This is a genomic window from Vibrio sp. 10N.261.51.A4 (assembly GCF_041471945.1).
Lineage (GTDB): Bacteria > Pseudomonadota > Gammaproteobacteria > Enterobacterales > Vibrionaceae > Vibrio > Vibrio crassostreae_C.
Map to the genome: position 1 here is coordinate 52835 of NZ_JBFRPJ010000006.1, position 20439 is coordinate 73273.

The 20439-nt window shown below is 46.2% G+C and carries 13 protein-coding genes, 2 pseudogenes and 1 riboswitch; of the genes and pseudogenes, 4 read left to right on the plus strand and 11 right to left on the minus strand.

The features are described from left to right. Positions 1 to 113: 113 nt before the first annotated feature. Positions 114 to 1403 carry a hemolysin family protein gene (locus AB4384_RS02165; protein WP_372082508.1) on the plus strand — a complete coding sequence of 430 codons (1290 nt, stop codon included), beginning with the start codon at positions 114 to 116 and terminating at the stop codon, positions 1401 to 1403. Positions 1404 to 1489: 86 nt separating this feature from the next. Next, a pseudogene (tadA, locus tag AB4384_RS02170) lies at positions 1490 to 2094 on the plus strand (tRNA adenosine(34) deaminase TadA). 61 nt (positions 2095 to 2155) lie between these two features. Here the strand turns inward: tadA and AB4384_RS02175 are convergent. Then, complete coding sequence (locus AB4384_RS02175; protein WP_017059878.1) at positions 2156 to 2287, minus strand: hypothetical protein; 132 nt, start codon at positions 2285 to 2287, stop codon at positions 2156 to 2158. Positions 2288 to 2603: 316 nt separating this feature from the next. Continuing rightward, complete coding sequence (gene mltF / locus AB4384_RS02180) at positions 2604 to 4172, minus strand: membrane-bound lytic murein transglycosylase MltF (RefSeq protein WP_372082509.1); 1569 nt, start codon at positions 4170 to 4172, stop codon at positions 2604 to 2606. A 329-nt stretch (positions 4173 to 4501) separates the two neighbouring features. Between mltF and purL the strand changes: the two genes are divergently transcribed. Then, positions 4502 to 8425: a phosphoribosylformylglycinamidine synthase gene (gene purL / locus AB4384_RS02185; protein WP_372082510.1), complete on the plus strand. Its 3924-nt coding sequence runs from the start codon at positions 4502 to 4504 to the stop codon at positions 8423 to 8425. Between the two features lie 372 nt (positions 8426 to 8797). Here the strand turns inward: purL and AB4384_RS02190 are convergent, their stop codons facing one another. The 9 genes and pseudogenes from AB4384_RS02190 to AB4384_RS02230 form a co-directional block, all read right to left on the minus strand. Then, positions 8798 to 11902, minus strand: coding sequence for an efflux RND transporter permease subunit (locus AB4384_RS02190; RefSeq protein ID WP_372128796.1), 3105 nt, complete (start codon positions 11900 to 11902; stop codon positions 8798 to 8800). Then, complete coding sequence (locus AB4384_RS02195; RefSeq protein ID WP_032545691.1) at positions 11899 to 13221, minus strand: efflux RND transporter periplasmic adaptor subunit; 1323 nt, start codon at positions 13219 to 13221, stop codon at positions 11899 to 11901. The genes AB4384_RS02190 and AB4384_RS02195 overlap by 4 nt, the downstream gene beginning before the upstream one ends. Before the next feature lie 124 nt (positions 13222 to 13345). Beyond that, positions 13346 to 13684, minus strand: a complete 339-nt coding sequence (locus AB4384_RS02200) for an EF-hand domain-containing protein (RefSeq protein WP_102428270.1) — start codon at positions 13682 to 13684, stop codon at positions 13346 to 13348. 537 nt (positions 13685 to 14221) lie between these two features. Continuing rightward, positions 14222 to 15253, minus strand: a complete 1032-nt coding sequence (gene dapD / locus AB4384_RS02205; RefSeq protein WP_017059885.1) for a 2,3,4,5-tetrahydropyridine-2,6-dicarboxylate N-succinyltransferase — start codon at positions 15251 to 15253, stop codon at positions 14222 to 14224. A 258-nt stretch (positions 15254 to 15511) separates the two neighbouring features. Continuing rightward, a pseudogene (locus AB4384_RS02210) lies at positions 15512 to 15655 on the minus strand (MarC family protein); the annotation flags it as partial. A 197-nt stretch (positions 15656 to 15852) separates the two neighbouring features. Then, positions 15853 to 16842, minus strand: a complete 990-nt coding sequence (locus AB4384_RS02215) for a GGGtGRT protein (RefSeq protein ID WP_372128798.1) — start codon at positions 16840 to 16842, stop codon at positions 15853 to 15855. Positions 16843 to 16865: 23 nt separating this feature from the next. Continuing rightward, complete coding sequence (locus AB4384_RS02220) at positions 16866 to 17558, minus strand: iron-sulfur cluster assembly scaffold protein (protein ID WP_372118061.1); 693 nt, start codon at positions 17556 to 17558, stop codon at positions 16866 to 16868. Between the two features lie 194 nt (positions 17559 to 17752). Further along, a riboswitch (Fluoride riboswitch) is annotated at positions 17753 to 17837 on the minus strand. Positions 17838 to 17992: 155 nt separating this feature from the next. Next, positions 17993 to 18286: a YebG family protein gene (locus tag AB4384_RS02225; RefSeq protein WP_008223840.1), complete on the minus strand. Its 294-nt coding sequence runs from the start codon at positions 18284 to 18286 to the stop codon at positions 17993 to 17995. A gap of 88 nt (positions 18287 to 18374) precedes the next feature. Next, positions 18375 to 19271 carry a LysR family transcriptional regulator gene (locus AB4384_RS02230; protein ID WP_017059889.1) on the minus strand — a complete coding sequence of 299 codons (897 nt, stop codon included), beginning with the start codon at positions 19269 to 19271 and terminating at the stop codon, positions 18375 to 18377. Between the two features lie 208 nt (positions 19272 to 19479). On the opposite strand from AB4384_RS02230, the gene AB4384_RS02235 reads away from it, so the two are divergent. Then, positions 19480 to 20436, plus strand: coding sequence for a TDT family transporter (locus AB4384_RS02235; protein WP_102394077.1), 957 nt, complete (start codon positions 19480 to 19482; stop codon positions 20434 to 20436). The last annotated feature ends 3 nt before the right edge of the window (positions 20437 to 20439 follow it).

Sequence of the window (20439 nt, forward strand, 5' to 3'; positions counted from 1 at the left end):
TATATCCAAAACTTTCTATATCCAAAACTTTTTATATTCAAAATAAAGGCACTCAGCTTATACTCCGGATTACGGCTAATTGTTGGCCGGTAAATTTAGGAAATCCAAGCCACATGAAAATTCTGCTTTTAGTAGGGTTAATTGTTTTAAATGGTCTGTTTGCCATGTCTGAGATTGCATTGGTAGCAGCAAAAAATAGTCGGCTGAAACGCTTAGCCAAAAAACACCGCTCCGCTCAGGTTGCTCTTGATCTCAAAGAAAACCCAACCCGCTTCCTCTCTACAATCCAAATCGGTATCACGGTAATCGGCCTACTCAGCGGGATTGTGGGTGAGGCGACGCTATCGGCTCCACTAGCCGTTCAACTTGAACTGTGGGGAGTAGACCCAACACAAGCGAACATCTTGTCTACTGCGGTTGTGGTGGTAGGTATTACTTATTTCGCTATCGTTGTCGGTGAGTTGGTACCAAAGCGTTTTGCTCAGTCTCAAGCTGAAAACATTGCTGTGTTAGTCGCGCTGCCAATCTTCTGGTTATCTAAAATCGCGACGCCGTTTGTGTTTGCGTTGTCGGCTTCAACGGAAGGTATTCTTAAGTTGATGGGCCGAGGCGGTGAAGAAGATAGCGTTACCGAAGATGATATCCATGCACTTGTGAAAGAGGGCTCAGAATCGGGTGTGATTGAACGCGGCGAACAAGAGATGATTCGTAATATCTTGCAGCTTGATGATCGTCTTGTGAGCTCATTGATGACTCCGCGTCGAGACATCGACTTTCTGGATGTCGACCAACCCGTTGAGCAGATATTAAAGAAACTGCGTTCATCAAAACACAGTGTGTTTCCATTGTGCCAAGATCACCTCAATAAAGTGGTGGGTACAGTGTCAGCCAAAGCCTTGCTGAATCAGGCGGGCAATCTAAGCATTCAAGTGATCATGGGGCTGTCTCGCTCGCCGATCTATGTTCCAGAATCGATGAAAGCTCTGCGTCTACTTGGCTACTTTAAAGAGTCGGGCACCGAGATGGCATTCATTGTCGACGAGTATGGCGATGTTCAAGGTCTTGTGACTCATTACGATATTCTTGAGGCGATTGCTGGCGAGCTATCGAATAATCCGAACGATCTTTGGACCGAGCAAGTGGAAGACGGTTTGTTGGTGGATGGATTGATTCCTATCAGTGAACTGAAAAACCGTTTAGAGCTATCGGATTTTGAGGGCGAAAGCGAGAGCTTCCAAACGCTGAATGGCCTTGTGACATGGTTAATAGGGCGCTTACCGGATGCAGGCGAAGTTGTTCAATACCAGCAGTGGCAGTTTGAAATTATCTCTGTTGAGAACAATCGCATTGTGAGTATCAAAGCGACGCCAATAGCTGATGACATAGAAGACGCTAATAGCTAACAGTTCGACCAACCAGCAAGCGGCAATGGTTCATTGTCTGTTGTTGTCTATTACCTCTTTATTGTTCATTATCTCTAAGATTAGGTATGCTTCACCGCATACTTATTTTCGTTTTTATCCTTTGTTTCTGGAGTTCCCTTTGTCAGACCATCAATTCACCCCTCAAGATGAAATCTTCATGCGACGCGCCATTGAGGTAGCTAAGCAAGCAGAGAGCGAGGGAGAGGTTCCTGTTGGTGCAGTATTAGTAAAAGATGGGGAGATTATCTCTGAAGGATGGAACCGTTCGATTGGCAGCCACGATGCTACGGCACACGCAGAAATTGAAACCTTGCGTAAAGCCGGTCAAACCTTAGAAAACTATCGGCTACTCGATACCACTTTATACGTTACGCTAGAGCCTTGCCCAATGTGCGCAGGTGCCTTGCTACACAGCCGAGTAAAGCGCATTGTGTTTGGTGCTCCAGACTTAAAAGCAGGCGCTGCAGGTACAGTGTTGAATTTGTTTGAAAGCCAAGCCTCATACCACTATGCCGACGTTGAACATGGTTTGTTAGAGGAAGAGTGCCGTGAGCAATTACAAGCGTTTTTCAAGCGTCGTAGAAAAGAGATAAAAGAGAAGCGAAAGCAAGAACGTCTGTTGGAAGAGCAGCGTTTAGAAGCAGAGATGAAGGCTGGCAATAAGAAATAGCAGCGTACTTTCGGCACTCTCTATCGCAAGAGTGCCAAGCAAACTGACTGAGTAACTACATTTACTCAGCAATCATCTGCATGAAAGCGCGATTGCGCCAAATGATCTTCTTCTTATTATTTGAAAGCATACGCTTACGACGGTTTGCAGCAACGGTCTTATCAAGGCGTTTCGATTTCAGTTTCTTCATCATTTCAATGATTTCCTATTTGTCGTCTGACTTTTTAGTTTGGACTAACGATTTAATTATAGTGTTATTCGTTTGTTTGGCCTGTCGCACGCTTGGCTTAAATAGAAGAGCAGTTCTAGTCTAAAGCCAGCATTGCAGTGCAACAGAGCATAATCTTGATTGTGGTGTGCCGTTGTAAGGTTCGATTGTTACTGCAATATGACACTCTAGATCTCATCATCATTTTCTTGCCTGCTTCCCTTATCCCTTAGTGACGAAAGAAGAGTCGAAAAAAGACAATAAAAAAGAGCAATGCTAGATGGCATTGCTCTTTTGGGTTTTACTGTGAAGGCTCAGAACTGCTTACTGTCGACTGAGCTGCGCTGATACTCGATTCAGCACCTGAGGTTTCTAAAGGTGGGATCACCACCAAACCTTCAAGGGTCGCTTCTTGTTCTTTATTGCGCTTATTTACATGGCCAATAATGCTTTGGTAATAACGGCGAATGTTTTCAACGTAGTTTCTCGCTTCATCACCACGCGCATACCCATATCGAGTTTGGCTGTAGTACTTCTTCTGTCTTAACAGAGGTAATCTGTCTTTCACATCGCCCCAAGCATCAGGATCTCCTCCTTGTGCCTTCGTGAGGCGACGCGCGTCCATCATGTGCCCGTAACCGACATTGTATGAAGCAAGTGCAAACCAGATCTTTTCGTGTTGAGTGATTGAATCTGGTACTCGGTTCACGATACGACGCAGGTACTCAACACCGCCTTGTACCGACTGGTTCGGGTCGAGACGGTTGGTTACCCCAACACTCTTCGCGGTGGGCAGTGTCAACATCATCATGCCACGAACACCCGTTGGTGAGCGCGCAACAGGGTTCCAGTGTGATTCTTGGTAGGCCAAAGCGGCAATCAAGCGCCAATCAAATTCTTGAGAGTACCTTTGAAATAGCGGCGACCATTTTGGCAACTTGCTGTCCAGTGCGCGGATAAAGGCACGAGTATCAACGTAGTCAAAAGTGCCGATGTGGCCGATGTATTTCTCTTCTAGTGAAGCCAGTTCACCAGACTGTTTTAGGTTACCGAAGAACTCAATCAGCAAAGCATACAGGCTTTCATCTTCCGATCTATTTAGGTACCAAGAGATAGGTTGGTCTTCTGTCAGCTCAAATGCCAAGGCAACATCTGGGTACAAACGTTGCGCCAGTGATAGCTCGATAGAGTCGGCCACTGTGAATAAACGTTCGCCTGTTGATACTTCTTTTAGCAGGTCATTGATGTCTGCATTGCCAACCGCGTCATAGATGAAGTCATCGTGCGTTTTCTGCAGCAGTTTGAGTGTTGGTTCAAAGTGTGAGTCTTTCACCACAACCAAAGATGGCGTTAATGTGTCAGTAGACGCCGCCTCTTCTGATTCAGTTTGTGCTTTAACAAAGTCAGCCTGACGCTCATTCTCGAAATTGATCAGTTGTTCAAGGTTTCTCGGTCGCCACTGGCCTTTTTTGTATACGACCTGTTGGCTTACGTAGTAATAAGCAGGTGCGGCGCGATAAGCTCGTGTCAGTTTGTTGTTTTGCGTTAAGCCGGTCGCGATAAGATCGATTTCGCCTTTCTGCAGTGCAGGGAACAAGCCAGACAAACGGTAAGCGGGTTTAACCTCAAGCTTTACACCAAGCTCCTGCGCAAATTCACGAGCTAATTCGTAATCCAAGCCAGCAGGACCATCAGGACCGATGTAATAAGAGAGTTGGTTATTTAGGGTGCCGACACGAAGAACGCCACGATCTCGTATCTGCTCAAGGACACTTTTAGGTTCAGATTCAATCTGGCATCCAGCCAACCCAAATAGGGCGATGGCGAGCAGAAGGAACTTAGACGAAAAGATGAGCGTAAATTTAGGCATCAAAATGAAATCTCGAAAAGTGGAAGCTCCTTTATACCAAACCCCGCAAGGCTGGCAAAGCAGGTTTAATTAAACAGTTGTAAAAGTGGTGATAAATGCAGCAAAAGTACCATTTACGCAGAAAGATAAAAAAAATCACGCAAACGGTTGCTTTTGGTGTTACGTCACAAAAAGAAATGCTTTATAATGCGCTCGCATTGAAGAGGTGGGATCGGCATAGGTTTTTAAACCTTCGGGAATAGCTTCGAAGAAAACAGTTAGGTTTTTCCTTTAACCCACTGAATTTATTCCAATACTACCTTAATCAACTGCATAAGAGACGTAAGCACATGAGAATTTTGCGTGGCTCCCCAGCTCTATCTGAGTTTCGTGTTAACAAGCTTTTAGAGCTTTGTCGTGAATTAAGCTTACCTGTAACAGGTATTTACGCTGAGTTTGCCCACTTTGCTGATCTAACGGCAGACCTAGATGAGTCTGAAGTTGAGAAGCTAGAAAAGCTACTGACTTACGGTCCAACGATTGAAGAGCATGAACCTGAAGGTTTACTGCTGCTTGCAACGCCACGCCCAGGCACTATCTCGCCTTGGTCTTCAAAATCAACAGATATCGCACACAACTGCGGACTGGCTAAAGTGTCACGTCTAGAGCGCGGTACTGCTTTCTACATTGAAACCTCTGCTGAACTTTCTGAACTTCAACTTGTTGAGCTGAAAGCAATCCTGCACGACCGTATGATGGAAGTGGTTTTCACTGACTTCGAATCAGCGGCGGCACTATTTACCGTTGCTGAGCCTGCTCCTTATGCGGAAGTTGACCTATTAACTGGCGGACGTAAAGCGCTTGAAAAAGCAAACGTTACCCTAGGTCTTGCACTTGCAGAAGATGAGATTGATTACCTTCTTGAAAGCTTCACTGAGAAGCTAGGTCGTAACCCGACGGACATCGAGCTAATGATGTTTGCACAAGCGAACTCAGAGCACTGTCGTCATAAGATCTTTAACGCTGATTGGACTATCGATGGCGTTAAGCAAGAAAAATCATTGTTCAAGATGATTAAGAACACCTTTGAAACGACACCAGAACATGTTCTGTCTGCTTATAAAGATAACGCAGCGGTAATGACAGGTTCTGAAGTTGGTCGTTTCTTCCCAGATCCAGAAACTCGCCAGTACAGCTACCACCAAGAAAAAACACACATCTTGATGAAAGTTGAAACGCACAACCACCCAACGGCAATCTCACCGTGGCCAGGTGCATCGACAGGTTCAGGCGGTGAAATCCGTGATGAAGGCGCAACCGGTATTGGTGGTAAGCCAAAAGCGGGTCTTGTTGCTTTCTCTGTATCTAACCTTAAGATCCCGAACTTCGTTCAACCTTGGGAAACTGACTTTGGCAAGCCAAGCCGTATCGTGACTGCTTTGGATATCATGCTTGAAGGTCCTCTTGGTGGTGCGGCATTCAACAACGAATTTGGTCGTCCAAACCTACTTGGTTACTTCCGTACTTACGAAGAGAAAGTAAACTCTCACGCAGGTGAAGAAGTGCGTGGTTACCACAAACCAATCATGCTAGCTGGTGGTCTTGGCAACATCCGTGATGAGCACGTTCAGAAGAAAGAGATCCCAGTAGGTGCAAGCCTAATCGTTCTTGGTGGTCCTGCGATGAACATCGGCCTTGGTGGCGGTGCGGCATCTTCAATGGATTCTGGTTCTTCTTCTGAAGATCTTGATTTCGCTTCTGTACAACGTGAAAACCCAGAAATGGAGCGTCGTTGTCAGGAAGTTATCGACCGTTGTTGGCAGTTAGGTGATGCGAACCCAATCGCATTCATCCACGATGTGGGCGCGGGCGGTATCTCGAACGCACTTCCTGAGCTAGTAGACGATGGCGAGCGTGGCGGTATCTTTAACCTACGTGACGTACCAAACGATGAGCCGGGCATGAGCCCACTTGAGATCTGGTGTAACGAATCTCAAGAGCGTTATGTAATGGCGGTTGCTGATAAAGACATGGCAACGTTCGACGCGATTTGTAAGCGTGAACGTGCACCGTACGCAGTGGTTGGTAAAGCAACTGAAGAACGTGATCTGAAATTAGAAGATTCACACTTCGACAACACGCCAATCGACATGCCAATGGACATCCTATTAGGTAAAACACCTAAGATGCACCGTGACGCGAAAACGCTAAAAGCTAACAACCCTGCGATTGACCGTTCTGGCATCGAGATGAACGAAGCGGTTGACCGTGTTCTTCGCTTGCCAACAGTCGCTGAGAAAACATTCCTTATCACCATCGGTGACCGCTCGGTAACAGGCCTTGTAGCTCGTGACCAAATGGTTGGTCCATGGCAGGTTCCTGTTGCTAACTGCGCAGTAACAGCGGCAAGCTACGACTCTTACCACGGTGAGGCTATGTCTCTTGGTGAGCGTACGCCAGTGGCACTTCTAGACTTCGGCGCATCGGCTCGTCTAGCGGTTGGTGAAGCAATTACTAACATCGCAGCGACCAACATCGGCGATATCAAACACATTAAACTGTCGGCTAACTGGATGTCTCCAGCAGGTCACCCAGGTGAAGATGCAGGTCTTTACGAAGCGGTTAAAGCGGTTGGTGAAGAACTATGTCCAGCTCTGGGTCTAACTATCCCAGTGGGTAAAGACTCAATGTCGATGAAGACTAAGTGGGAAGAGAATGGCGAGCAGAAAGAAGTAACGTCTCCGCTATCTCTTGTTATCACTGCGTTTGCACGTGTTGAAGATGTTCGTAAGACGATTACTCCTCAGCTTCGCACCCCTGATAACCTTGAAGGACTAGGTAATACAAGCCTAGTTCTTATCGACCTAGGTAACGGCAAAAACCGTATGGGTGCAACAGCACTTGCACAGGTTTACAAGCAGCTTGGTGACAAGCCAGCAGACGTAGACAACGCAGCGCAACTAAAAGGTTTCTACGAAGGCGTTCAAGCACTTGTAGCGAACGACCAAGTTGTCGCTTACCACGATAAAGGCGATGGTGGTCTATTCGTAACGCTAGCAGAAATGGCATTCGCAGGTCACTGTGGTGTTAATGCAAACATTGAAGCGTTAGGTGAAGACACGCTAGCAGCACTGTTCAACGAAGAGCTAGGTGCAGTAATCCAAGTCCGTAACGACGACCTAGACGCAGTACTTTCTACTCTTGCAGCTAACGGTCTAGAAGCATGTTCTCATGTGATTGGCAGCGTTGTTGGTGAAGGGGAAGCTTCTGATGAGCTAGTGATTAAGTCAGGCGCAGACGTTGTAATCCAACGTAACCGTACTGAACTACGTACTATCTGGGCTGAGACAACGCACAAGATGCAAGGTCTGCGTGATAACCCAGTATGTGCTGACCAAGAACACGAAGCGAAGAAAGACAACTCGGACCCAGGTCTGAACGTGAAACTGAGCTTTGACGTAAACGAAGACATCGCAGCACCGTTCATCAACACAGGTGCTAAGCCTAAGATGGCGATTCTACGTGAGCAGGGTGTTAACTCTCACGTTGAAATGGCAGCAGCATTCGACCGTGCAGGCTTCGAAGCAACTGATATTCACATGAGCGACATCCTAACAGGTCAAGCGGTACTAGAAGAATACAACGGCCTTGTGGCATGTGGTGGCTTCTCTTACGGTGATGTACTAGGTGCTGGTGAAGGTTGGGCGAAGTCGGTTTTGTTTAATGACTCGACTCGTGACCAGTTTGAAAACTTCTTCAAGCGTGAAGATACCTTCTCTCTAGGTGTGTGTAACGGTTGTCAGATGCTGTCGAATCTACGTGAACTTATCCCAGGTGCGGAGTACTGGCCACGTTTCGTTCGCAACGAATCTGAGCGCTTTGAAGCACGTTTCAGCCTAGTAGAAGTTCAGAAGTCAGATTCTGTATTCTTCAACGGCATGGAAGGTTCTCGTATGCCAATCGCTGTTTCTCACGGTGAAGGCCGCGTAGAAGTACGTGATAACGACCACCTAAACGCGATTGAAAACTCAGGTACGGTTGCTCTACGTTACGTTGATAACAACGGTAACCAAACGCAGCAATACCCGAATAACCCGAATGGTTCGCCAAACGCTATCACAGGTTTAACAACGACTGACGGCCGCGTGACAATTATGATGCCTCACCCAGAGCGTGTATTCCGTACTGTTGCTAACTCTTGGTCTCCAGAAGGTTGGGGCGAGAATGGTGCTTGGATGCGTATGTTCCAAAACGCACGTAAGAATGTGGGTTAATTGAAAACGATTTAAACAGTGTTATCGGGACAATAACCACAAGCGCAGATCGAAAGGTCTGCGCTTTTTTTGGTGGTGAGTGTGGTGTAGGGATCACCGTATAGTGGATGTGTGTATAACAAACTTTTGGACAGAAATGAGTTTTGGAAAATCAAACATTAGCAAATGACTAATAACTTCAGGTATGACAAATAACTAAACCTGATAGAAAAACTGCCACCAAAGAGCAAAAGACAAGACCTGACCCTATTGTTTTTTGTACGCAAAAAAACAGCAGTCAGTGATAGGGTTTAATCGCCAAATAAATTCTACGCAAACTACCATTTTCATGCCGGGCTAAATGACATGGTTCAGCATGCACTCCCAAGGGCCTCAAAGGGAAGATTGAGCACCTTCTGCCCATTTGGTCAGCTTTAAATCGTCCAAAATAAGCAGCACGCAAGGCACAACAATTGACGCTAGTAACGTAGCCGAGACTAAGCCAAACGCAATACTGGCAATTAACGGGATCAGAAATTGCGCTTGCGTACTGGTTTCGGTTAACAGTGGAAGCAATCCTGCAAATGTGGTTAACGAGGTGATAAATATCGCTCTAAATCGGTCACGTACCGCCTCTCGACAAGCGTCTATCAAGCGCTCGCCTTGGGCGATATTCTTCTTAATAAAATTGACCAACAGAATGTTATCGTTAACGACGATACCCGCTAAGGTAGCAAAGCCAACCAAGCTTGGAATAGTCAAATCGAACCCCATGCCCAAGTGCCCCCATACCACACCAATCCAGCCCATAGGGATTGCCAGCAGCACAGCAATCGGTTGAGTGTAGCTTTGTAACAGGAACACTAAAATAAGATAAATCCCCACCACGCCAAGAGCAAAGAAGGCCGCCAGCGAGGAGCCCGTATCTGAGCTTTCTTTATCCTGACCTTGCGAGGTGAAGGTGATGTCTGGGAATTTGTGTTGAGTTTGCGAGACAAATTCGCTATTGAACTGCAGCATGATTTCACGCGCATTGGCAACCCGCGTATCGATATTGCCTTGCACAACCACAGTGTTCATCCCATTAATGCGGTGAATTCGCGAGAAGGCTTGTTTTCTGTCAAACGTCGCAACACTTGATAATGGAACTAGGGTTCCATTGCCTGCAGTCACCATCAAGTTATTCAACTCATACAGGCTAGCTTGGTGCGTAAACTCATCCAGTCTCACACTAATATCCACCAGCTCGCCTTGTTGGAAAACCGTCAGATCAGTACTGCCTTTTACCGCGCTGCGCAGCGTTTGAGCAATGTTGGAAGCATTAACTCCCATCACGCCAGCTTCATCTTTAAGGTTAACGTGAAATTCGGTTCTGCCCTCACGCAGATCGGTGGAGAGGTTATAGACACCGTCAAATCCCTTCAACCATTTCACCAGCGAGCGGCTGACTTGATTGAGCTCTTGTAACGACTCACCCTGAACCCGAATATCAATGCCATTGCCAGCAATGCCCCGTTCTTTATCGGTAAACTTGAGTGAAACCACATCCGCCGTAGGGCCTACTTTTTGTTTCCAATCTTGGATCAGATCTTTAATGCTCTGCTGCCTAAATTGCGCTGGCAATAGATCGGCACTGACGGTTGCCATATGCGGCCCCGACTCATTAGCATCAGCATTTGAGTTGAACATGATCGTGGTGCTCGCGACCAAAGGTTTTGAGCTTGGGTATTTCTCTGCGTATTCTTGGTTGAGTTCATCAAGCGCGTTTGAAACCTTCTCCACCACCGCCTCTGTCTGGCTCAGTAAACTGCCTTGAGGGAGCAAGATACGCGCCTGCAGCACATCACTTTCCAAGGCAGGCATGGCTTTGAATTTCAGCCAACCTGACGAAATGGAAGCGGTTGAAATCATCACCACCATCACCAATATCCCTACTGAAAGATAAGGTGCATTCATCGCCTTGACACTCACTGGCACAAAGAATCTGTCTCTGATGTTTTCAAAACCGGCAATGAACTTGTCCCGTATAGGATTAGAGCGAGATTCAGTATGGCTATGTGCCAAATGAGACGGCAAGATCAAGAAAGCTTCTATCAGACTAACAAGCAAGGTAATCAATAACACGATGGGAATATAGCGTAGTACTTCGCCCATCTTGCCTGTGAGAAACATCAGCGGCCCTATCACCATGATGGTGGTAGCAAACGATGCAATCACACCTGGGAAGACTTGTTTGGTACCTTCAACTGCAGCGTCAAACGCGGGTAGCCCTTGTTGCCTCTTGGCAGCGATGTTTTCTGCAATGATCAACGAGTCGTCCATTAGCAGACCAATCGCGACAATCAGCCCGGCCAGCGTCATCATATTCAGGGTATAACCGAGAAGTTGTATCGCAAAAATGGCGCCAAGGAATGAAACCGGCAGCCCCATGGTGACCCAAAAGCTAAAGCGAATATTAAAAAACGCCCACAACATCAAAAATGCCAGTGCTAATCCCTGTGCGCCATTGCTGGTGAGGATTCTCAGACGCTCAATAATATTGGTGCTGGAATCTTGGGTGATGGTTAAAGCGACGCCTTCAGGGGCTCTCGCCTGTTCTTTTTCAACGATGCTGACGATCGCATCTTTGACCGTTAAGGTATCTTGAAATTGCGTTTTGGACACCTGAAGCAAAGCGGCACGCTGACCATTGAACAGGATTTGATTTTCATCGCTAGTGAACTTCTGCTGAATAACGGCAACATCACCGAGGCGAACCTGAGTCCCCGTCTCACTGGATTTAATCACGATATTTTCGAAGTCTCTGACGTTGCTGCCTAAGTGGTCGAAGCGGACGCTGATCTCTTCCAAGTCATTACTAAATACGCCAGCAGGAGTGCTGATACTTTGCTGTTGTACTAGATTGGACAAGTCGGACACACTCAGGCCGTACTGCTGCAACTTCCACTGCGATACGCGAATTTCTATTTCTTGATCCGCAAAACCGCTCACGGTCACCTGAGCGATCAATGGGCTCTCTTTTAACTTGTGCTTAATTTGTTGGGCATAGAGATATAAGTCCCTATCTGACATATTGCCGGTAATCGCGACACTGGCCACCGTTGCCACTCGGTCCAGTTTCGACACCGTGATCTGCTCAACTCGATCCGGAAAATCACTGATGGCGTTAACCTGCTGTTGAATATCGCTGGTTAAAGTGTCAATGTCTTCATCATCGCCGATTTCCACATTGGCGATGACCAAACTCTCTCGGGCATCACAGCTTAACTCTTTAATTCCACTCAGCTTATCGAGAGAATCTTCCAACGGGTAACACACTTCTTCCATCATCTCAAAAGGTGACGCGCCCGGATAAACGATCCGAACCTCAATATTTTTGGTCGGCGTCAACGGAAAAGTGTCTTTCTGCAGTTTGGGCAAGGCAAAAGCCCCTAACAGCAGTGCCGCCATCATCAGGACATTGGCGCCAGTGGTGTGCCGAGCAAAAAAAGCGATCATAATTTGCCCTCTTTCTGAATCGCGTTTAGGGCTTTAAATCCGCTCTGCGTATCCAACCAAAGGCCGATTTTCTCATCCGGTTGCGGTTGTAAAGCCATCCCCTCAACGGCGGGTGAAAGTTTACTTAGCACAACCACATCACCGAATTCCACGCCAGATTTGATCACCGCAACCTGCCCTTGGACGAAATCTATCCTGACAGGTTTGCTTTTCAGTTTACCTTCAGAGACAGTGTAAACTTTACCATCATGGATGGCGTTTATCGGTAGCAAGACTTGTTGCTCCATCATTGGTGCTTTAATCGTGACTTTAACGAAAGTCCCACGAATAAGTGGTGGCTTCTCCCCGGGAATGGCTTGCTGATAGGGCTGATTTACTTGTGCAACCAGGCTTTGGCTTTGAGTCTGAGCATCGATTTCACCGCCGGAGCGGCTGATCTCGGCAGGCCAAGTAATTACTTTATCGCCTGCTTGGAGCTCGACTGTCGCGCTCAAGTTGCTATGAACATCTTCGTCAAGCGAGTCAAAGCGATTGGAATTTCTTAGCGGACGCATTTTACCAAGCGGAAACTGCGCGCGAACCTCAACGGCATCGATGTCATCCGCTTTGAGCAGCAATTCCCCCTTGTTGACATACTCGGCGAGTCCAACCAAGGTTTCGACAATGCGAATATCAAATGGGGCTTTAATTACGGTTTGTTCGAGATCTCGGTTTGCAAGTGCTAGTTCCGTTTGCAAAACCTTTTGCTGCGCTTGATTAATTGCCAGTTGGTTTTTCTGTGTCTGGAGCTGTTGCTGGCTGCTGAGCAAGTCTTTGGTCGCGCGGTCTTTCTCTGTTTTGGAGATATGCCCGGTTTCACTCAATTTGATTGAGCGGGCATATTCTGACTGTTGTACCTCAAACTCTTTCTCTGCAATCTTGAGCGAATCGATAATGGTCTGATTCGTTAGCATTAGCACTTCAAGCTCAGCTTGCAAACGGGCAATAGTAAGTTGATAAGCGGTGGGGTCAATTCTAAGGAGTTCGCTGTCTTTGCGGATAATAGCGCCCGTTTTGTATTGCTCAGAAACCCACACAACCGCGCCGTCAAGTTCAGACTGTGCCTGCCAGTCTTGAACAGACTCGGTATGTCCATATCCGATGGCAGAAGGTTGGATATTTCGCGGCTCGACTTTCAACACCCGAACCACCTTTTTAGCAGCCGTATTACTCGCATTAGGCGGTTCAGCCTTCATCCCTGGTGCGATCACCAATAACGCGATGCCCAACAAAACAGGAGGAACAAACAGAGCCCTTTGTAACCAGCTATACCTAGTCATAGCGATTCCCTTACTATATATTAGCTTTTCCTTAAGCAAAAGGTAGCACACCAACATAAGCGGATTTGCTTCCTTGATCTCAAAATAAGTCAGGCCTCACAAATGGAGGCCTGATTGAATTGAGCTACTGATTGTTTTTGCCTTTGCCCATGGTATTTTTGGGGTTCACCATGCCTTGATGAGCATTAAACTCTTGTTGAGAGATAGCGCGATCCGCGTTGCTATCTAACGAAGCAAAACTGTGGCTTTGATTGATATTTTTCAACGTACGTCCCTCTTCTGCTCGCTGGGCAATACGTTCTGAGCGTGCTTGATTGAACTCGGCTTCGGTTATCTTGCCATCACCATCGAGATCAAACTGTGAAAATACTGGGCGTGACATATTGTTATTCATGCCACCAGCCATTGCTCCGAAGGCAATAACGATACCGAGTAACGCGATTATCGTGCTTTTGATTTTCATGACGTTTTCCTTCTCTTTGTTTCACTACTTAAGAATATACTAATGTAAGTAAGATAACGTCATGTGATGTAAAGGTATGTAAAGATGGCTAAGTAGATATCGATTTATGTTCTTATCGGTTTGTAAGCGCAGCGCAACAGAAATTATGAAACTTCTGCCGCTAGTACTCTGGTAAGAGTACAGGCATAGCTATGTCCAAATGGTTTTCAAATTATCCCAAACTTTCAGCCACCGAAACCGAAACCGAAAAGCCAATGATATAAAATCCCTAGTTTCGAAAAATATGGCGATTTTTAGACATTCAGAGTGTTTTCGAACTTTTGCCCAGCAGTTTGCCTTGCAAATATCCAACAGACAAGGGATTACTTTTAGTAGGGCAAATACATGTTAACATTCTGTTAACTCTGACTGGTAATGGGGCAATAATGATTCCCAGAACATACAAAAAAGCCGCTGGATTGAACCCCAGCGGCTTATTATTTTCTAGCATCTAGCATCTAGCATCTAGCATCTAGCATCTAGCATCTAGCGCTTAGATTAGTTGTTGCTGTGTAGTTCGCTGTTTAGCTCAACAGCAGACTTGTTCGCAAGACATTCAATTTGGCCAGTGATTGAGTTACGACGGAACAGAAGATCAGAAACGCCAGCTAGATCGCGAGCTTTAATGATCTCTACTTCGTTGCCTTCTTTATCTAACATGCGAACCTTAGTACCCGCAGTCACGTAAAGACCAGACTCAACCGTACAACGGTCGCCCATAGGGAAGCCAAGACCAGCGTTTGCGCCTAGTAGGCAGTTTTCGCCGATAGAGATAACCATCGTACCGCCACCAGACAGAGTACCCATGATAGAAGCGCCGCCGCCGATGTCTGAACCGTTACCTACAACAACACCCGCAGAGATACGACCTTCAACCATGCTCACGCCAGTTGTACCAGCATTGAAGTTGATGAAACCTTCGTGCATTACTGTTGTGCCTTCGCCTACGTGTGCGCCAAGACGAACACGAGAAGTGTCAGCAATACGAATACCTGTTGGTACTACGTAGTCCACCATTTTAGGGAACTTGTCTACGCAATCTACAGACAGAGCACGACCTGCAAGGCGAGCTTCGATTTGACGCTCAGCCAGCTCAGGTAGGTCGATAGGGCCTTCGTTTGTCCATGCGATGTTGTGCAGTAGACCGAAGATGCCGTCCAGTACCGTACCGTGTGGTTGTACTAGGCGGTTAGAGATAAGTTGTAGCTTTAGGAAGCCTTCAGCAACTGATGCTGGCTTCTCGTCAGTAGCAAGAACAACAAGAACAAGTGGCTGTTCAGACGCTGCCGCTTTTTCTGCGAAAGATGCGTTAGCTGCATCATCGTTTGCTGCGAATGCTTTCGCCAGTTCTGCGCTTTGTGCAGCAGAGATTTCGATAGCTTGGTTGCCTTCAGCGTAACCTGACACTTCAGCTACAGCTGCTACAAGAGCGTCGCTTGGGTTTAGAAGCGGGTTAGGGAAGAACGCTTCAATGATTTTATTGTCGCGATTTTTGGTTGCCGTACCGAAGGCTAGTGAAAAATAAGCCATGTTGAATCTCCATGTGTTGAGTCTTGATTTTGCTATTCCAAAACAACGGCTCGAATAACAAGCGCTGCCGTTAGCAAAGTTAATTTAATTGCGTTCATCATAAAGAGAGCGCCCTCGTTATGAAAGGGCGTATCGGGATAAAGTCTGTAAAATGATATTGCTTGTCTTTTGAGAGATAGTTTTCTGCAATGAGAAAACACTGCAGATCAACACAAATTGATTGGTGCGTTAATCAACATTCTCCTGTGAATCCCCTCTTTAGATAAACAGTGCCTTATAAGCTTGCTCAATCCCTTCAATCAACATCTGCATACCGATTACCGCGAGTATCAACCCCATCATTCGAGTAATCACGTTCAGTGCGCTTGGTCCAACGGCTTTAACGAAGCGCTCGCCAAATACGACAGCAGAATGTATTTAATCTTAGATACAAATAATTATTAGAAATAGATAGTAGAGCAAGTGTGAATAAAAAACAGCCAGCATAAGGCTGGCTGTTTGGTTTTAGTGATAGGTGTAGAGTTTTAGTCGTCCGTTATTGCTTGATTCTCAACTAACAGACTCTACATAACAGGCAGATTGTGGGACTCACTTTGTCGTTATGCGTGTTGAGATTCACTCACTGCCACAGCCAATGCAACCGTCGCTCCGACCATTGGGTTGTTGCCCATGCCGATGAAGCCCATCATCGCCACGTGAGCAGGAACTGAAGAGCTACCTGCGAACTGAGCATCAGCGTGCATTCTGCCCATGGTATCGGTCATGCCGTAAGACGCTGGGCCTGCTGCTACGTTATCTGGGTGCAATGTTCGACCTGTACCGCCGCCTGAAGCAACTGAGAAGTATGGCAAACCTTGGCGAGTGCGTTCTGCTTTGTAGATACCCGCTACTGGGTGTTGGAAGCGAGTAGGGTTGGTTGAGTTACCCGTAATACTCACATCCACCTCTTCTCTGTGCATGATAGCCACACCTTCACGAACATCATCAGCGCCGTAACACAAGATGTCGCCGCGAGGGCCTTGTGAGAAACGGCGACGTTCTGTTTCAACAAGTTCACCTGTTTGGTAATCGTATTGAGTGCGCACGTAAGTGAAGCCGTTGATGCGTGAGATAAGATAAGCGGCATCTTTACCTAGGCCATTTAAGATCACTTTCAATGGGTTTTGACGTGATTTGTTGACGTTTAGTGCGATTTTGATCGCACCTTCTGCTGCAGCAAAAGATTCGTGACCCGCAAGGAAGGCGAAGCAGTGACTTTCTTCATTGAGAAGACGAGCGGCTAGCGCGCCATGTCCAATACCAACTTGGCGTTGTTCAGCAACACTGCCAGGTTTGGTGAATGCTTGAAGACCTTCACCAATAATATTAGCGGCTTGTTCTGCGCTGGTGGCTTTACGGAACAGAGCCAATGCTGCACCAAGAGTGTAAGCGTCAGCTGCGCTTTCAAATGCGATAGGTTGAGTGTCCATCACTAATGCTTTTGGATCGACATTGTGTGATAAACAGTATTGGTTTGCTTGCTCTAAAGAGTCGAAGTTCATTTCTGCCAATACGCGAGTTACTGATTCATTAAATTGAGTGTTCATCATATCTTTCCTCTAAATTGGCAAAATTACTGTTGGCGTGGGTTAATGGTGGCAACGGCTTCATCGAAGCGGCCATAGGTCCCTGTCGCAAGGTCGGCCGCTTCATTCGCTGGCACGCCTTGGTTAATCGCCTTCATCATTTTTCCGAGGTTGAGATATTCGTAGCCAATCACTTCGCTGTGATCATCAAGTGCAAGTTTGGTTACGTAACCTTCTGCAAGCTCTAGGTAACGTACGCCTTTTGCAGCGGTTGAGTAACTGGTACCCACTTGGCTGCGCTGTGTTTGACCTAAGTCTTCTAATGCAGCGCCAATTTCTAGACCGCCTTCAGAGAAAGCTGATTGAGTTCGACCGTAAACAAACTGCAGGAAGATTTCACGCATGGCTACGTTAATAGCGTCACACACTAAGTCAGTATTTAGGGCTTCAAGAATGGTTCTTCCGGTGAGGATTTCGGCTGCCATCGCGGCTGATTGAGTCATGCCTGAACAACCAATCGTTTCGATTAGGGCTTCTTCGATGATGCCGTTTTTTACGTTCAGCGTTAGTTTTGCTGCACCTTGTTGTGGTGCACAAGTACCGACGCCATGGCTTAAGCCAGAAATAGCGATGACATCTTTTGGACTAACCATAGCGCCTTCAACTGGAATTGGTGCTGAAGTGTGTAGATCACCCCTTTGGATAGGGCACATTGATTGAATTTCTGAAGAGTAGTGCATAATGTTTTCTCACTTATAGAGCCATTTAAGGCCTAGGGCGTTGAGAAAACAGGACGTGTTGGAAGAGGTGCGGCTAATTCACTACAGATCTTGAGTATCGATAATCCAAAGGTGTCATGGAACTTGGTCTTAATAGACTAAGTCCATTTCAAAATGGAGGAATAGCGATACGTCCAACAGTATTACCTGTTTTCGATTCTGTAGGAGTCATTAGCACTGTTCGGAAAGAACGGGCGGTTGAAGCAAAAGCTTAGGTGGAACCCCATCACCTGATGGCTATAGATTAGATCTTCCTCACACTTTCATGCAAGCGAATGTTTAGAGCGATTTCGACTATAAACAAGCTTCATTATATTTCGATAAGTATAAAAAAACGCCAATAACGAACTCTGATTAGAGGCGTCATTGACGTTTTTTAGAAAGGTATCAGCTAGTTAAGCTGCATCTTCTTCTGCGTCTTCAACAGCTTCAAGCTTCTTAGCTTTTTTCGGAGCTGGCTTACGCTTAGCACCTAATGCGTAAAGAACTTCTTCTTTGTTCTTCGCTAGGTACATTGCAAGTTCTTCTTGCTTGCCTTCATCTTCAACTAAATCGCTTTTGCCTAACAGTTCAAAAAGCTCATCAGCCATATCCAGCATTTTGTCGTATGCGTCAGCTTCGGCTTTAGAGGTAAAAGTCATTTTCTCTTCTCCGTTGCGTTCCACCACGTACTTGACGATAACAGCCATGGTTAATCCTCTAAGTTTGATAAATTTTACTGGCTTTTTATACAGTTTCTGATGTTAAAAGTCCAGTTGGAGCCCGTACTATGCGGCCTCAATCTTGATGTGCCGCCCAGTCTTCACAATAACTCATGAAAGATTTCAGCAGTGGGCTTTGATATTTGTCTTTATGGACCAGCATCCAGAATCGGCGTTTCATATCAAGTGGTACATTAAGCGCTTTTACTCGGCCTGAATCGATCGCTCGCTGAGCAGCTAAACGAGACAAACAGGCAAAGCCAAGACCGGCAGAAACAGAGTTGATGATTGCTTCTGTGGTGTTGAGTTCAAAAGATTCATACCAATGTTCGATGCGCGGTGCGACGGCACGAAGGAAAAACTCGCGAGTCCCTGAGCCTGATTCACGTAAAATCCAATGGCTGTCTTCTAAATCGCTTAAAATCACTTTTTCTTTGGCAACAAGAGGATGTTGATTACTAACAATAATGCACATTTCATCGCTGCTAAACTGACTCGAAATGAGTTCAGGGTGTAATGTTTTTCCTTCAATTAGCGCGATATCCAGTTCATAATCCACCAACTTTTGGCAGATCAGTGCACTGTTTGAAATGAACAAGCTTTGATCCTGATGTTGAGTTCGTTCGCGAAAGCCTGACAAAATAAACGGTGCGACCTGATTACCAATCGTGTCACTCGCGCCGACCTTTAGATTGCCACTTAAAGGCTGATCATCACGGAACAAAACATCAATACCAGCAGCACGATGTAATATTTCATCCGCCAATGGAAGTAACTTATGTCCCTCTTGGTTGAGAATTAATCGGTTGTTGACCCGGTCAAATAGAGAGTGGCCGAGTTGTTTCTCCATTTCGCCTAGTGCCATGCTGACCGCAGCTTTAGACAGAAACAGAGCCTCAGAGGCAGCAGTCAATGTCGAGTGCTGAGTAATAGTGACGAACACTTTGAGCTGTTTTATTGAAATATTAGCCATCAGATTCCTAGTTTTACTCTGCTGGTGAAAATGGATTCTGTTCAGTATTGATGAACACTTGTTATATATAATTGGATATTGTTTAACGAAGCGCAAGCGTATTATGGCTTCAACAAGCTGATGAGTTCACAAGTTTAGTGAATTAGGTTTAAGAGAGGCTGACATGATTCAACGTATTAAATATAGATTAACAGGAGCTCCAACACCCATGGCAGGGTTAGCACTCGCAATTGCAAGCTTAGGCTGGTGTTGGGATGGTGTTCTAGTCGCACAAGGTATCTTACACACACCGGGTTTGGTGCAGTGGATCAGTGCTGGCATTGCGGCGGTATTACTTCTTGTTTTAGCTGTGAAATTTTTGATTCATGGTCACCTATTGCGTGAAGATCTTGCTCACCCTGTTGTCGGCAGTGTGGTACCAACATTTGCAATGGGGTGCATGGTGGTGTCAGCGTCTTTGGCGCCAATCTCTCAATTCTTACAAGAAGCTATGTGGTTGGCTTCTGTGGCTTTGCATGTTGTGTTTCTAATGAGCTTTTTGTACCACAGAGCTAAAAACTTTGAGATTCACCACATGGTGCCAAGCTGGTTTGTGCCACCGATCGGTATTATCGTCGCTGACGTCTCTTTCTCAGGTAATCCAGTTTTAGAGCCAGTAGCTAACGCGACTTTGGTATTCGGCTTATTGGTTTACGCAGTAATGCTACCAATCATGGTTTACCGTTTGATCTTCTCTCACGAAGTGCCAGATGCTGCAAAACCAACGATTGCGATTATGGCAGCACCGGCAAGCCTATCTTTGGCGGGTTACTTAACCGTTACTGCTAACCCTTCACCTGTGATCATTGGTTTACTATTTGGTATTGCAGTGTTGATGACGTTCATTATCTATATGGCGTTTTTCAAACTACTTCGTCTTCCATTTAGCCCTGGTTATGCGGCGTTTACATTCCCTATCGTGATTGGTGCGACGGCACTGTTTAAATTGGCGGCTTGGATGGAAAGTGTCGACATTGCAAGCCAATACATAACTCAAGTCCATGCTCTTGCAGTACTGGAACTGGTGGTCGCAACATTGGTGGTGAGCTATGTTGTGATCAGGTATTTAGCTTTCTATCGACCTGTCAAAACCATACTGTTTTCAATGCGTTTGTCGATGAAATAGACG

Bases quoted from the DNA above. Each gene is read 5' to 3' on its own strand.
- AB4384_RS02165 (WP_372082508.1), top strand. From the start codon at position 114: ATGAAAATTCTGCTTTTAGTAGGGTTAATTGTTTTAAATGGTCTGTTT.
- AB4384_RS02200 (WP_102428270.1), bottom strand. From the start codon at position 13,684: ATGAAAATCAAAAGCACGATAATCGCGTTACTCGGTATCGTTATTGCC.
- AB4384_RS02175 (WP_017059878.1), bottom strand. From the start codon at position 2,287: ATGATGAAGAAACTGAAATCGAAACGCCTTGATAAGACCGTTGCTGCA.
- AB4384_RS02225 (WP_008223840.1), bottom strand. From the start codon at position 18,286: ATGGCTGTTATCGTCAAGTACGTGGTGGAACGCAACGGAGAAGAGAAA.
- AB4384_RS02235 (WP_102394077.1), top strand. From the start codon at position 19,480: ATGGCAGGGTTAGCACTCGCAATTGCAAGCTTAGGCTGGTGTTGGGAT.
- dapD (WP_017059885.1), bottom strand. From the start codon at position 15,253: ATGGCTTATTTTTCACTAGCCTTCGGTACGGCAACCAAAAATCGCGAC.
- AB4384_RS02230 (WP_017059889.1), bottom strand. From the start codon at position 19,271: ATGGCTAATATTTCAATAAAACAGCTCAAAGTGTTCGTCACTATTACT.
- purL (WP_372082510.1), top strand. From the start codon at position 4,502: ATGAGAATTTTGCGTGGCTCCCCAGCTCTATCTGAGTTTCGTGTTAAC.
- AB4384_RS02215 (WP_372128798.1), bottom strand. From the start codon at position 16,842: ATGATGAACACTCAATTTAATGAATCAGTAACTCGCGTATTGGCAGAA.
- AB4384_RS02190 (WP_372128796.1), bottom strand. From the start codon at position 11,902: ATGATCGCTTTTTTTGCTCGGCACACCACTGGCGCCAATGTCCTGATG.
- AB4384_RS02195 (WP_032545691.1), bottom strand. From the start codon at position 13,221: ATGACTAGGTATAGCTGGTTACAAAGGGCTCTGTTTGTTCCTCCTGTT.
- AB4384_RS02220 (WP_372118061.1), bottom strand. From the start codon at position 17,558: ATGCACTACTCTTCAGAAATTCAATCAATGTGCCCTATCCAAAGGGGT.
- mltF (WP_372082509.1), bottom strand. From the start codon at position 4,172: ATGCCTAAATTTACGCTCATCTTTTCGTCTAAGTTCCTTCTGCTCGCC.